Source organism: Campylobacter pinnipediorum subsp. caledonicus, from assembly GCF_002022005.1.
Taxonomy (GTDB): domain Bacteria; phylum Campylobacterota; class Campylobacteria; order Campylobacterales; family Campylobacteraceae; genus Campylobacter_A; species Campylobacter_A caledonicus.
Genome location: NZ_CP017258.1, coordinates 87,679 through 101,456, shown reverse-complemented (window position 1 = coordinate 101,456; position 13,778 = coordinate 87,679). Strand labels below are relative to the sequence as shown.

Genomic DNA, 13,778 nt, shown 5'->3' with positions numbered 1-13,778 from the left:
AAATGAATGATTTAGACTTTTTTTATCAAACACCTTTAAAAAATTTCAAATTTATAAACCGAAAAGTTTTTATCACATCAGCAAAAACTATAATATCAGGCTGTATAGGAAGTGGTAAAACTTCACTAATATCTGAGTATTTAAACAAATTTAAACAAAATGATAGACTTTATATAAACCTAACCGATACAAGAATAGACAAAAACCAAGTCTTAAAAAACTTACAAGCTTTTATCACAAAAAATAATATCAAGGTTTTAGCTATTGAAAATATTAGCCAAAATGATATAGCAAATTTGACAAGCTGTTTTAAGCATTGCGAAAAAATAGTTTTTTCAACATATGATACAAATCTAAAAATAGATGGTTTTTCAAACCTAAAACTGAACTATCTAGACTACGAGGAATTTATATCATTTTTTAAAAAAAACATAGACCAATCAATGCTTTTTAGCCATTTTTTAGCACACGGAGGAGCTGTAAAAAGTGCATTTTTAGATCCAACTGAAAACTCTGAGTTTTTACAAAACGAATTAAAAAGAGGTCTTGAATATCAAAAGATAGAGTTACTAAAAGAGTGTGCTTTTCAAATATCATCTGAACTAAACAGCTTTGAAATCTATAAAAACATAAAAGCAAAAACAAAAGTTTCAAAAGATAGTGTATACAATAAAATTTACGAGTTAGAACAAAATGGTTTTATTATAAATATAGGCAAATTTAATGAATCAAAAGCCAAAAAAAGAGTGTTTTTTTCAAATTTCGCACTAAAAAATAGCTTGATTTTAAAAAAAGATTTCAACTCTGTATTTAAAAATGCTGTTTTTTGTGAGTTACTAAAATTAAAAACGGATATATTCTACACAAAAGAGTTTGATTTTTATCTGCCAAATAGAAAAATAGCTATTTTATGTGTGCCTTTCGGAATAAGCGAAATAGTATTTTTAAAATTTCAAAAACTTCGTTCAGTCCTTAAAGAACTCAATATAAGCAAACTTCAAGTCATAAGTGTATCAAACTACGATGAAGTAAGCCAAGAGGGCATAAGATGCGAAATAACACCATTCTACCAATGGGCATTAGGATTTTAAAAACATCGATACGCAAAAAAGTATTACAAAAAAGTTAAATAATAATTTTATATAAACTGTAATTGCAGCACCAAAATATATTAATTTAAACAAAATAAACACAATATACATTATAATTAACAGAATAAAATTAACTACTTACTATAACTTAAAAACAACTCTCATCAATCTTAAATCAAAAAAATTTTTTTTAATAAAAAATACAAATTAAGAAAATAATTATTTTATTCATTGTATAATCTTGATACTTATTTTTAATATTAGGATGGAAAATGAAAAAAATTATTTCTAGTGTTGTTGTAGCATCTTTATTTGCTACTGGTGCGTTTGCTTTTAATGCAAAAATGGATCCTGAGCTAAGTTTCACAGGATATAAAATGGAAAATAAAACTGCTGTTGGCGGAACATTTAAAAAATTTGAATTTAAATCAGAAAAAAAAGATAGTTTTATTGACTTTGCTAAAACAATTGATATAAAAATTGAATCAACTGGTTTAACTACAAAAAATCCACTTCGCGACAAAAGAATTGCTTCTATTTTCAAAAATGAAGCAATAATGGCAAAAATCGTTGATGTAAAAGGTGATGAAAACAAGGGCGAATTTACTCTTGAAATCACAGCAAATGGAGTAACAAAAACTTATAACGCTCCTTATGAAGTAAAAGATGGAAAGCTAGCAGCTAGCGCTGTTTTAGATGTTCTTGATTTTAGCTTAAATGAAACTTTCAATAAGTTCGCACAAGAGTGTAAAGCTTTACATAGTGGAAAAACTTGGAGCGAAGCTAAAGTTGATATGAATCTAATGATAGAAAAATAATTCTTTCTAAATGTCTTTGGTTTTAGCCAAAGACATTATTTTTTATCTATATCTTTTTATACGGTTCTTGTCCTACCTCATAAAAATTATTACCTTCGCAATCAATCGCAACTATAGCTGGAAAATCCTCAACAGTAAGTCTTGCTATTGCCTCTGGCCCAAGCTCAGGATAGGCTAAAACCTCATATTTTTTTATACTCTGACTTATCAAAGCACCGGCACCACCTATAGCTACCATATAAACACAGCCTGATTTTTTCATAGCATCAACAACATCTTGCGACCTATATCCTTTACCTATCATGCCATTTATACCAACTTCATTTATCATAGTGGGCGTATATTTATCCATTCTTCCGCTTGTCGTAGGGCCTGCTGCACCTATAACCTCTCCCGGTTTAGCAGGACTTGGTCCCAAATAATATATAGTCTCTCCAGCCAATTTTACCGGCAAACTCTCACCTCTTTGCAATGTTTCTATCAAAGCCTTGTGAGCAGCATCTCTTGCAGCAATAATAGTTCCTGATATTAAAATATTATCTCCAGCTTTTAGGCTTTTTACTACCTCTTTATCAAAAGGTGCTTGTATTTTTTTTATATCTGACATAACTAAACTCCTTAAATTTCAGCATCAGCGTGGCGAGCAGCGTGACAATTTATATTTATAGCAACAGGAAGACCTGCGATATGAGTTGGATACCATTCTATATTTACCTTTACGGCTGTAGTATCTCCGCCTAAACCCTGAGGACCTACGCCTGTTTTTCTAGCAAGTTCTAGCAACTCTTCTTCTAGTTTTGCATATCTCTCATCACTATTTTTACTATCAATAGAACGAACAGCTGCATGTTTTGACAAAAGAGCGGCTTTATCCATAGTGCCACCTATTCCAACACCAATAACCATTGGTGGGCAAGCATTTGGTCCAGCCAACTTTACAGCATCTAAAAAAACTTTTTTAACACCCTCTATTCCATCGGCAGGAACAAGCATTTTTAAAATAGATTTATTTTCACTACCAAAGCCTTTTGGGGCTACTTTTATTTTGATTTTGTCACCAGGGACAATCTTTGTGTTTATAACGGCTGGGGTATTATTTGTAGTATTTTTTCTTTCAAAAAGTGGTTCAGCAACAACTGATTTTCTCAAATAACCACCGACGTAACCATCTGCTACACCAGCATTTACAGCATCTTCTATATACTCACCTTCTATTCTTACATCTTGTCCTATCTCCAAAAATACAACAGTCATTCCAGTATCTTGACATATTGGAGCTACTTTTTTTTCAGCTAGTTCTGAGTTTTGCAACAATTTAAATAAAATATCCTTTGCTAAAGGTGATGTTTCTGTTTGTGTAGCTTTTATAAAAGCTTCTTTCATATCAGGAGTAATAACATAACAGGCTTTTTTACAAAGCTCACTTACAACCTTTTTTATTTCATCTGTATGAATAATTCTCATAATTCCTCCTTGTTATTAAAAAATTACATTTCTAATTATACTATATAAAAAAGCAATTTTATAAAAATAATAAAAATTATCTTTATAAAAAAATATTAATTTTATATTTTAATAAATATTTGAATTTATACAATTAGAATTTAAAGTTAGTATTTACTAAAAATGACTTAAGATAGCAGGCTTTATTATTTAATAACTTTTTAAACTTTGTGGTTTTATAATACTATTTTTAAAAATTTATTATTTGGAGGCTCAAAATGCTTAAAAAAATATTATCTTTAGCCGTTGTTGCAACACTAGGTTTTGCCGTAAATGCAAATGCTCATCAAATTATAGCAAGCAGTGTTGGAAAAAATAAATTTGAAGCTAAATTCTGGGCACACACGCAATTTGACGATTATAACTCAAACCAACTTCTTGGAGCCAAAGCTTACGATGAAAATTTAGATCGAATAAAAACAGGTATAAAATATAATTATAATGATGATTCGAAAAAACCTGAAATTCTAACAGAAAAAGCACCTGCCATAATGGTAACAGTTTTTGATGCAAAATACTGGGTTCAAACAGATGCCGGATACAAAAATGGAAATAAAACAAAAATAGATGATGTTGTGTTTGATGACATCAAGAGTGTTAAAATAGGAAAAACATATTTTTCTTGGAACGAGAAATTTTTAGATCCGATAGGTTTAAAACTAGAAGTAATAGCGCTAAACGATCCTTTAAAAGTTAAAGTTGGTGACTCTTTACCTGTTTTGGTATTAAAAGATGGCAAACCAGCAAAAGGTGTAGCATTTGAAACAGCAAATGAAGACCTTGATAACTTAACTAATGAATTTGGTATAGCTTTAATTCCTATCAAAGAAAAAGGGCTAAATATAATTGCAGCAAGAGGCGAAGAGCCATTATTTAATGACCCAGATGCACATACTTTATTTATCCAAAGCTCTATATCTTTTGAGGTAAAATAGTGAAATTTTTTGTTACATTGGCATTTATTTGCTCTTTTTTGTTTTCACATGGTCTTTTTTATGAAGCAAAAGAGGGCAAAGCTATAATAATAAATGCAAATTTCACAAAAAGCGTACCTGCCGCATATGCAAAGATTGAAATTTTTGAGGGAGATTCTGCTCTTGCATTTGTAAATAGTAGAATGGATAGCAAAGGTAATTTTGCATTTTTACCGCAATCTGCCGGAACCTACAATGTAAAAATAACAGCTGGTAGCGACCATGGCGAACACATAAAAGAATTTAAGATAGATGTGGCAAATGATTTTGAAATTGCAAAATTTGAACAGCCAGTATTTCAAAAATACTTTGGTGCTCTTAGCGCAATTGGTATTATTTTTGGAATTTTTGGTGTATTATCATTAATTAAATCAAGAAAAAAAGATAACTAATGCATATATCAGAAGGTGTATTAAACAACACTATAATTACCGCAGGATGGGCTGTATCTACTTCATTAGCTGCCTACGCACTTTATAAATTAAAAAACAAAGACATGCCAAAAATTGCAATGCTATCGTCTTTGTTTTTTATAGGTTCGTTTATACACATACCGGTTGGGCCTACAAGCGTTCATCTTTTGTTTAACGGCTTGATTGGGGCAATTGGCGGTTTAAACTCGTTTTTGGCTATAATGATAGCTCTATTTTTTCAAGCCCTGCTTTATGGGTTTGGAGGCATAGGGGTTCTTGGTGTAAACACCTTTATTATGGCATTTCCAGCAGTTGTGGTTTGGTATTTTTTAAGACCCAAACTACACAAAAATACGAATTTAGTATCTTTTATAGGTGGTTTTTTGCCGGTTTTATTAAGCGTTATATTATTGTGTGCGGTTTTGCTTATAAATAGTACAAAACTCGAATATGCTATTTATATGATCGTATTATTTAACCTACCATTAATGTTTATAGAAGGCTTTATATCAGTATTTACATTGCGTTTTATCTTAAAATATAAGCCTGATTTTTTATGAACAAACCGGTTTGTTACTTACTTTGCATAATACTTTATGATTTTTTATTGCTTAATTTAAACGATTTTGGCGCATTTGACTTTTTTATACCATTTTTTGCGTTTTTATTTTTATGTCCTGATAAAAAAAGTGTATTTTTTTGGCTACTTGGATTGAATTTATTTATCCTTTTTATAGTCATTTCATACCTTATAAACAACGAAATACAAAATGCAAAAATTATCTTTTTAAGATCAAATTTAATACTTCTTTTAGTTCTTAGTTTGCTATTTAACAAAGATCAATACTTTATTACAAAAGCACTTTATGAGCTTAAATTTCCACAAAAAATTATAGCCATAATGGTAATAAATTCAAGATTATTTAGTGATTTTTTACAAAAAACCAAACAAATACCAAAAACGTTAAAAGCAAGAGGCGTTAACCTAACAACCTCATTTTTTACATACAAATGTTATGCCAATTTAATAGGCAAAAATATAGTTGCCAGTCTTGATCTTGCATTTGAAATTTTTAATACAATGAAAGTAAGGGGATATAAAGACAAAATTGCATTTTTGCATTCAGAAAAAGCACATTTTGGAGAAATAATGCTTTTAATACTTAGCGTTTTAAATATTTTATATAGGATTATAATTAATTGATGAAAAATTTAGTAGAAATTAGAAATTTATCTTTCAAATACAAAGACAAAACCATCTTACAAAACATAAACTTAGATATACAAGAAGACTCAAAAATAGTAATACACGGAAATAACGGCAGAGGGAAAAGCACTTTTTTATCACTTTTAGCTGGATTAAAAGATGATTGCAAAGAGAATATAAAAACTCGCCCTGATTTAAAAATAGCATATTTGTTTCAAGATAGCAATGATCAGTTTATAGCCCCAAACGTTATTGAGGATGTAGCTTTTTCACTTTTAGTAGATGGTGTAAACGCAAAAGAAGCTGAAAGATTATCAAACAACATACTTGAAAGACTAAAAATATCACATCTTAAAAATAACTCTATATATTATCTATCTGGTGGGGAAAAAAGGCTTGTTGCAATAGCTGGAATGCTAGTAAGATATGCTGATTTATATCTATTAGATGAGCCATTTAAAGAGCTAGATAAAGAAAAAACCAATCTAGTCTTAGAAATTTTAAATGAAAAAAAAGCATTTGTTTTAATAACTCACGAAAAAAAAGAACTTCTTCAAAACGTTGAATTTTTTGATCTAGATATGCTAGAAAAAGAGTTTTGATTATTGTAAAGATTTACCTTCATCTTTATGTAAATAGCCAAAAGCCAAATCAGCATAACGCTAAAGCACTTATTTAAAAATATATAACCAAAAGAATATTGTAATTTTAGCACTATCTCCAATGCTGTCTTTATAAAACTTAAAAGCATAAAGCAACAGCAATGCCAACACCTATGCATATTTGCTGTATAACACTAAGCATGATAAATAACGAACCGGCTAAATTTTAGCTATCTTATAATGACTAATGCATTACTGGAAGTAAACAGTATAGACCATAAAATCCACATAAAATAACTATTGTAAACATGGAAGCACTATTTCCCATTGCCATAGTAAAAATAGAAACTGATATTAATACTGTTTTATAGCTTATTTTCTTTAAAATATATGCTATAAAAACTCAATCAAAACAGCGCACGTTTGGATTGGAACAAGCAAAGAGAACCAACACATCGGCACCATAAGCAAACCACTAAACAAGACAATAAAAGCACTTTAAATAAAAAACCCAGGCTCCGCAATAAAATCAATTCTATAGTCAAACAAACAAGCCCAAAAGAAAATAACGTAAAACCTTTCCAGTATAATTTTCTACTAAATTTTTTAAATTAGGCAAGTACCTGCCACAAAGTATCGCTCAAGCAAACCAGACATTTAAAGCGGGGTAAAAAAGATATAGCTACTGATAGCTTATGATAGAAATTTGAACATAAAACAGAGACTCATTAAAACTTGCAGCTATACTAGGTAAAGTAGTATAAAATAGTAAGTAGCACATAAAAAGACAATGGCACCAACTCAAGTTAGTCCTTTATGAGAATAATTATTCTTCATAATTATCACAAAAAGCTACAAAATTTATAATCAATTTATAGTTATTTTGATATAGACTTGTAATTTTTTACAATTATTTTTCAAAGTGTATAAATAAGATAATATACACTTTGAATATTTTACAGATATTTAAATTGTTAAATTTTATTTAAAATTTTAAATCTCAGATAGTATCTTTTCTACAACCATTCTTGGGTTGTCAGACTTATATATAGGGCGACCGACCACTATAAAATCGCTTAAATTTTCTTTTGCGGTATTTATATCAGCTACTCTGTTTTGATCATCTGATGACTCTTTAAATGGTCTAATGCCCGGAGTTAGTGTTAAAAAGCTATTGCTTGTTGATTGTTTTATAAGTTTGCTTTCAAAAACAGAGCAAACCATCCCATCAAGACCACACTCATAAGCATCTATACTAAATTTCCTAACACGATTATTTATAGTTTCATTATAAACATCAAAAAACTCATCTTGAGAAAAACTAGTAAGAGCTGACACAGCAAAGAGCAATGGGCGACTTGACTTTATACTTAGTCTATTTGCGACCTCGCTCATAGCTCTTTTTCCGGCGCTTGCGTGGATATTTGTCATATCTATGCCAAGATCAGCTATAACCTCAGCAGCATCTGCCATTGTGTTTGGTATATCGTGAAGTTTAAGGTCTAAAAAAATTTTAAAATTCATCTTTTTTAGCTCAGTTAAAAACAAAGCCCCATCTCTAAGATAGCTTCTAAGTCCAACTTTCATCCATATATCAAGACCATTTAAACCTCTTGCGAGATTTAAATTTTCATCTAAGCTTTGCATATCAAGCGCTACACAAAGCTTCATTTATTTACTAACCTTATCTAATATTGCATTTACAAATCTAGGGCTTGTATCACTTGCAAGCTCTTTTGCAAGCTCTATAGCTTCATTTATAACAACAGCCTTATCTGTGTCTGCAAATTTGATCTCAAATATACCAAGTCTAATAATAGAGCGTTCAACAAGCCCCACCTTGCTTATATCTTCATCTTTAAGGTGTTGTTTAAAAACATTATCTATATCATCTTTTTTTTCAAGAATTTTATTAAAAGTTTCAACTACCTGGGTTTTTCTCTCGTTTCTTATCTTTTTATCTTCCAAGAACTCTTCTAAGAACTCTTTACTATCTGTCCCCATTTCATAAGCATACAAAAGTGAAACTACGGCTTGTCTAGCTTGATGACGAGTTGCCATTTTAAACCTTTAAAGTTTTATAAAGATTAAGCATTTCTATAATGCCAGCCATAGCTTCAAAGCCTTTATTTCCAGCTTTGCTTCCAGCTCTTTCTATAGCTTGTTCTATACTATCTACTGTTAAAACACCGAAACTTACAGGTTTTCCGTGCTTTAATGTTACATTTGCTATACCTTTTGTTGTTTCAGCTGATACATAATCAAAATGCGGAGTTGAACCCCTAATAACAGCACCAACACAACAAACAGCATCAAATTTTCCACTTTGTAAAACTTTTTCTAAAACCATAGGTATCTCAAATGCGCCAGGCACTAAAATAAGGCTTAGATTTTTTTCATCTCCACCGTGTCTTAAAAAGGCATCTTTTGCACCCTCAACTAGCCTATCTGTTATTATATGATTAAATCTAGCGTTTATTATCGCTATCTTTTCACTTCCATCTAATGAAAGTTTTCCTTCTATAATGTTCATATCTATCCTTTTAAAATTTCTTCTATTTTCATAGTTTGTTCCACTAGATGTTTAAGCTCACTTATATCTAGCATGTTTGAACCATCGCAAAGCGCCTCGCAAGGGTTTATATGTGTTTCATAAAAAAATCCATCTACACCGACACTAGCCGCAGCCTTTGCTAAATACGGCACAAATCTAGCATCGCCGCCACTTTTACCATTTGCAGACCCAGGCATTTGGACACTATGTGTTGCGTCAAATATCACAGGTGCATACTCACGCATAATAGGCAAATTTCTCATATCAACTACTAAATTTCCATATCCAAATGTGCTTCCACGCTCACAAAGCCATACTTTGTTTTGCTTTGCTACTTCATAACCTTCATCTTTTATATTTCTGGTTTCAAGCACTTTTTTAACTGAGTATTTCATATTATCAGCAGCTAGAAACTGACCTTTTTTGATATTTACAACGGCATCTGTTTTTGCTGCAGCCACAAGTAAATCAGTTTGGCGACACAAAAAAGCAGGAATTTGAAGCACATCTGCTACTTGTGCTACCCTTTGTGCTTGATAGCTTTCGTGAATATCTGTTAAAATTTTATATCCAAATCTCTCTTTTACTTTTGCCAATATCTCGCAACCTTTTTCTAAACCAGGACCGCGAAAACTTGAAATACTTGTCCTATTTGCTTTATCAAAACTTGACTTAAAATAAAAATCTATATTTTTGTTATCATTAAATTCTTGTAGTCTCTCGGCGACTTGCATTACAAGCTCTTCGCTTTCTATTACGCAAGGACCAGCTATTAATATCATCATTTCTCCCTTACAACTATTATCCCGCTAAGAATAACAAGTATTATACCAAAAAAAGCTAATCCATCAGGAAGCTTATCACCCATAAAAAATCCTATAATTATCGTAAAAATTACATCAAGATAACTGACGGCTGCCACAACTCCAGCTTTTTTGCTGACCGCATATGCCTTTGTCATATAAACTTGAAAAAAAAGTCCAAAGACTCCCATAGCTATAATTGCTGCTAAATCCCAAATATTTGGCATAACAAATTTTGATAGTAAAAAATCAATCGGCTCATACTCAACAAACTCAGCCATACCCATAAAAACAAGCGGTAGTAAAGAACCCCAACCCATAAAAGATAAAACTATAACCTTTGTATCATAACTCTTTTTTAATTCCCTGACGCTTGTATATGCAAGTGCTGCTCCAACACCACTCCAAATCCCAAGCCAATCTGTTTTGCTTATACCTAGGTTTGGTTGAATGATAAAAAGTATCCCAATAAAACCTAAAAATATCGCTCCCCAGCCTTTAAAGCTAAGTGATTCTTTAAACACAAATGCCGCTAAGATAGCTGTAAAAATTGGACTTGTTTTTGAAAAGGTAAATGCCGCTCCTAAATTTATATGAGCTATATTATAAAAAAATGCAAAAAGTGCTATTGTTCCTACAAAACCACGGAACATAAGTAAAAATATATGCCCGCCTTTTTGATTTAATGGCTTTTTAAAAATGGCATATAGTATCATCATTAAGCCTATTAAATTTCTAAAAAAAACGACTTCAATGGATGGTAAATCGCTGCTTAAAATTTTGGCAAAAGCACCAGTGAAAGCAAATAAAATAGAGGCAATAATCATATAATAAATGCCTAAATTTCTTATAATAATTCTACGAAACAAAATAATACCTTTAAATTTAAACATATATTTTACTCAAATTAACGAACAAAAAGCTTAAATTTTGTATAATATTGACTTTAAAAAAGGAAAAAAGTGCAAAAGATTATATTAGTAGGTAAGCCAAATGTCGGAAAGAGTTCGCTGTTTAATAGACTAGCAAGACAGAGAATTGCGATAACTAGCGATGTTAGTGGAACAACAAGAGATACAAATAAAGCCATAATAAACATCTATGATAAAAGATGTTTACTGATAGATTCAGGAGGTCTTGATGATAGCTCTGAATTGTTTCGCAATGTAAAAGCAAAAACTCTAAATGAAGTAAAAGAGTCTGATGCTATCGTTTATATGGTTGATGGCAAGATGATGCCAGATGATGAAGATAGAGAGCTTTTTTATGAACTAAGCAAACAAAAACTTCCCATTTGTTTAGTGATAAATAAATGTGATAGCAAAAAAGATGAACAAAGGGCTTGGGAGTTTATAAGCTTTGGTGCAAAAGATGTATTTAGTATATCAGTTAGCCACAATACCGGCATAGATGAGCTTAGTGATTGGATAGAAAAACATCTAAAAGATGAGATTATACCTGATGAAAGCGATGATTTTGATGATTTTTTAGATGAGATAGATGATAATTTAGAAACAAAACAAGACTTTGAAAACAAAAATATAAGAGTTGGGATAATAGGGCGCGTTAATGTTGGAAAATCAAGTTTATTAAATGCCTTGGTAAAAGACTCTCGTGCCGTTGTTAGCGATGTAGCTGGAACCACAATAGACCCTGTAAATGAAGTTTATGAAAATGATGGCAAAATTTATGAGTTTGTAGATACGGCTGGTATAAGAAGAAGGGGTAAGATAGAAGGCATTGAAAAATACGCACTAAATAGAACACAAAAAATTTTAGAAAATACAGATATAGCACTTTTAGTCCTTGATAGCTCAGAACCTTTTAGCGAGCTAGATGAGAGAATAGCCGGACTTGCATCTAAGTTTGATTTGGGGATAATTATAGTTTTAAATAAATGGGATAAGTCGCAAGTAGAGTTTGATGAGATGGTAAAAGATATAAAAGATAGATTTAAATTCCTAGCTTATGCACCTATCATAAGTGTATCCGCACTCGGTGGAAAAAGAGTCCATAAGGTATACTCTATAATAAACGAAGTTTATGAAAATTTCACACAAAAACTTCAAACATCAAAATTAAACGAAGTAATATCAGAAGCAACAAAGACACATCCACTGCCACACGACAAGGGTAAATCTGTAAAAATTTATTATGCCGTTCAATTTGCTTTTGCGCCACCAAAAATAGCACTTATAATGAATAGACCAAAGGCTTTGCATTTTAGTTATAGACGCTACTTATCAAATAAACTAAGAGCTAGTTTTAACCTAAGCGGTGTTCCTATAAAATTCATACCTAAAAAACGCGGAGAAACAAACGAAGATGAAGGGTGAAAACTTGGTTTTAATAGGCTTTATGGGTGCTGGTAAAAGCTCTGTTGCAAGAGAACTTGCAAAAAGCCTAAAAATGTTTAACCTTGATAGTGATAATCTAATAGAAAATAGCGAAGGTATGAGCATACCTAGGATATTTGAAACAAAAGGGGAAAGTTATTTTAGAGATTTAGAAAAGAAGCTTTGTAGTTTTTTAGCCAAAAACATAACAAATGCCATTATCTCAACCGGCGGTGGCTTTGTAAATACTAAAAGTATAAAACAAATAGGAAAAATAATATATCTAAAATCAAGTTTTGAGTTTATTATACAAAGATTGCAAAATGGTGAGAATTCAAAAGCTGATTTTGAAAAAAGACCACTTTTAAAAAATTTAGATGAAGCAAAAAAAATATTTTTGCAAAGAGAAGAAATTTATCAAAAAAAAGCTGATATTGTGGTTTGTATAGAAAACAAAACCTTAAAACAAATAGCAAAAGAGATAAAAAACAAAATAAAGGATTAGATTTGAGAGTATTAACAGGACTTCAACCATCAGGCAAATTGCACCTTGGAAATTATTTTGCAAGTATAAAACAAATGCTAAATGCTCAAGAAAATAGCGATATGTTTATCTTTATAGCAAATTATCACGCTATGACTTCAACTAGTGAAGCAAAAACCTTAAGACAAAACACACTAGAAGCTGCTGCTGCATTTTTATCGCTTGGAATTGACCCTGATAAATCAACATTTTGGGTTCAAAGTGATGTGAAAGAAGTTCTTGAATTGTATTGGATTTTGAGTCAATACACACCTATGGGGTTACTTGAAAGAGCGCATAGTTACAAAGATAAAACAGCAAAAGGCATAAGTGCAAATCACGGATTATTTAGTTATCCTGTGCTTATGGCGGCTGATATTTTGATGTATAGTGCTGATGTTGTGCCTGTCGGAAAGGATCAAATTCAACACGTTGAGATAGCAAGAGATATAGCCTTGAAATTTAACAACGACCACGGAGATATTTTAAAACTTCCAAATTATAAGGTTGATGAAAATGTGGCGACTGTTCCTGGTGTTGATGGTGCAAAGATGAGTAAAAGTTATAAAAACACCATAGATATCTTTTCTGATGCAAAAGGATTAAAAAAGCAAATATCTCAAATCGTAACTAGCTCAGAGCCTCTAGAGGCTCCAAAGGATTGGAAAAACTGCAATATCTATAATATCGCCAAGCTATTCTTGGATGAAAATGGACAAAAAGATTTGCAAGCTAGATATGAACGAGGCGGAGAGGGTCACGGACATTTTAAAATGTATCTAAATGAGCTTGTTTGGGATTATTTTGCTGATGCGAGAGAGAAATTTGATTATTATATAAATAATACAAATGAAATAGAAAAAATCTTAGAAAACGGTGCAAAAAAAGCCAAAGATGTAGCTTTGCCTTTGATTGAAAAAGTAAGACAGACTACTGGAATTTATTAATAAGGAA

Annotated in this window: 17 protein-coding genes; 10 read left to right on the top strand and 7 right to left on the bottom strand. The window is 31.2% G+C overall.

Annotated features, from left to right (window positions below; genetic code table 11):
- Nucleotides 1-2: 2 nt before the first annotated feature.
- Together CPIN18021_RS00425 and CPIN18021_RS00420 are read left to right on the top strand one after the other, a co-directional pair.
- Entirely contained in the window at nucleotides 3-1,091 is a 1,089-nt protein-coding gene (locus tag CPIN18021_RS00425) for an ATP-binding protein (protein WP_078424156.1), read from the top strand.
- Between the two features lie 272 nt (nucleotides 1,092-1,363).
- Entirely contained in the window at nucleotides 1,364-1,909 is a 546-nt protein-coding gene (locus CPIN18021_RS00420; RefSeq protein ID WP_078424155.1) for a YceI family protein, read from the top strand.
- Nucleotides 1,910-1,955: 46 nt separating this feature from the next.
- Here CPIN18021_RS00420 and CPIN18021_RS00415 read toward each other — a convergent pair whose 3' ends face one another.
- On the bottom strand, nucleotides 1,956-2,516 hold the full coding sequence (locus tag CPIN18021_RS00415; RefSeq protein ID WP_078424154.1) for a Fe-S-containing hydro-lyase: 561 nt from the start codon (nucleotides 2,514-2,516) through the stop codon (nucleotides 1,956-1,958).
- An 11-nt stretch (nucleotides 2,517-2,527) separates the two neighbouring features.
- Nucleotides 2,528-3,373 (bottom strand): fumarate hydratase, encoded by an 846-nt coding sequence (locus CPIN18021_RS00410; protein ID WP_078422700.1) that lies wholly within the window; start codon nucleotides 3,371-3,373, stop codon nucleotides 2,528-2,530.
- A 257-nt stretch (nucleotides 3,374-3,630) separates the two neighbouring features.
- Here CPIN18021_RS00410 and CPIN18021_RS00405 point away from each other — a divergent pair, with 257 nt between their 5' ends.
- From CPIN18021_RS00405 to CPIN18021_RS00385, 5 genes are read left to right on the top strand one after another with little or no spacing between them, the layout of a single operon-like run.
- A complete protein-coding gene (locus tag CPIN18021_RS00405; protein WP_078422699.1) occupies nucleotides 3,631-4,347 on the top strand; it encodes a DUF4198 domain-containing protein in 717 nt (238 codons plus the stop codon).
- On the top strand, nucleotides 4,347-4,778 hold the full coding sequence (locus CPIN18021_RS00400) for a hypothetical protein (RefSeq protein ID WP_078424153.1): 432 nt from the start codon (nucleotides 4,347-4,349) through the stop codon (nucleotides 4,776-4,778). Before CPIN18021_RS00405 ends, CPIN18021_RS00400 begins: the two co-directional genes overlap by 1 nt.
- The gene (cbiM, locus tag CPIN18021_RS00395; protein ID WP_078424152.1) at nucleotides 4,778-5,359 is read left to right on the top strand and encodes a cobalt transporter CbiM; all 582 of its coding nucleotides are present in this window, start codon (nucleotides 4,778-4,780) and stop codon (nucleotides 5,357-5,359) included. The genes CPIN18021_RS00400 and cbiM overlap by 1 nt, the downstream gene beginning before the upstream one ends.
- Nucleotides 5,356-6,003, top strand: coding sequence for a CbiQ family ECF transporter T component (locus CPIN18021_RS00390; RefSeq protein ID WP_078424151.1), 648 nt, complete (start codon nucleotides 5,356-5,358; stop codon nucleotides 6,001-6,003). The genes cbiM and CPIN18021_RS00390 overlap by 4 nt, the downstream gene beginning before the upstream one ends.
- Nucleotides 6,003-6,608, top strand: coding sequence for an ABC transporter ATP-binding protein (locus CPIN18021_RS00385; protein ID WP_078422695.1), 606 nt, complete (start codon nucleotides 6,003-6,005; stop codon nucleotides 6,606-6,608). Before CPIN18021_RS00390 ends, CPIN18021_RS00385 begins: the two co-directional genes overlap by 1 nt.
- 993 nt (nucleotides 6,609-7,601) lie before the next feature.
- Here the strand turns inward: CPIN18021_RS00385 and pyrF are convergent.
- From pyrF to CPIN18021_RS00360, 5 genes are read right to left on the bottom strand one after another with little or no spacing between them, the layout of a single operon-like run.
- Entirely contained in the window at nucleotides 7,602-8,279 is a 678-nt protein-coding gene (gene pyrF, locus CPIN18021_RS00380; protein WP_078424150.1) for an orotidine-5'-phosphate decarboxylase, read from the bottom strand.
- Entirely contained in the window at nucleotides 8,280-8,669 is a 390-nt protein-coding gene (gene nusB / locus CPIN18021_RS00375; protein WP_078422693.1) for a transcription antitermination factor NusB, read from the bottom strand.
- 1 nt (nucleotide 8,670) lies between these two features.
- Entirely contained in the window at nucleotides 8,671-9,141 is a 471-nt protein-coding gene (ribH, locus tag CPIN18021_RS00370) for a 6,7-dimethyl-8-ribityllumazine synthase (RefSeq protein ID WP_069633082.1), read from the bottom strand.
- A gap of 2 nt (nucleotides 9,142-9,143) precedes the next feature.
- Nucleotides 9,144-9,944, bottom strand: a complete 801-nt coding sequence (gene kdsA, locus CPIN18021_RS00365; RefSeq protein WP_078424149.1) for a 3-deoxy-8-phosphooctulonate synthase — start codon at nucleotides 9,942-9,944, stop codon at nucleotides 9,144-9,146.
- Complete coding sequence (locus tag CPIN18021_RS00360) at nucleotides 9,944-10,858, bottom strand: DMT family transporter (RefSeq protein ID WP_078424148.1); 915 nt, start codon at nucleotides 10,856-10,858, stop codon at nucleotides 9,944-9,946. The genes kdsA and CPIN18021_RS00360 overlap by 1 nt, the downstream gene beginning before the upstream one ends.
- A gap of 69 nt (nucleotides 10,859-10,927) precedes the next feature.
- On the opposite strand from CPIN18021_RS00360, the gene der reads away from it, so the two are divergent.
- Genes der through trpS form a run of 3 tightly spaced genes read left to right on the top strand, consistent with a single transcriptional unit; the run spans nucleotide 10,928 to nucleotide 13,771 of the window.
- The gene (der, locus tag CPIN18021_RS00355; protein ID WP_078422690.1) at nucleotides 10,928-12,301 is read left to right on the top strand and encodes a ribosome biogenesis GTPase Der; all 1,374 of its coding nucleotides are present in this window, start codon (nucleotides 10,928-10,930) and stop codon (nucleotides 12,299-12,301) included.
- The gene (locus CPIN18021_RS00350) at nucleotides 12,291-12,806 is read left to right on the top strand and encodes a shikimate kinase (protein ID WP_078424147.1); all 516 of its coding nucleotides are present in this window, start codon (nucleotides 12,291-12,293) and stop codon (nucleotides 12,804-12,806) included. The genes der and CPIN18021_RS00350 overlap by 11 nt, the downstream gene beginning before the upstream one ends.
- Nucleotides 12,807-12,808: 2 nt before the next feature.
- The gene (gene trpS, locus CPIN18021_RS00345) at nucleotides 12,809-13,771 is read left to right on the top strand and encodes a tryptophan--tRNA ligase (protein ID WP_078424009.1); all 963 of its coding nucleotides are present in this window, start codon (nucleotides 12,809-12,811) and stop codon (nucleotides 13,769-13,771) included.
- The last annotated feature ends 7 nt before the right edge of the window (nucleotides 13,772-13,778 follow it).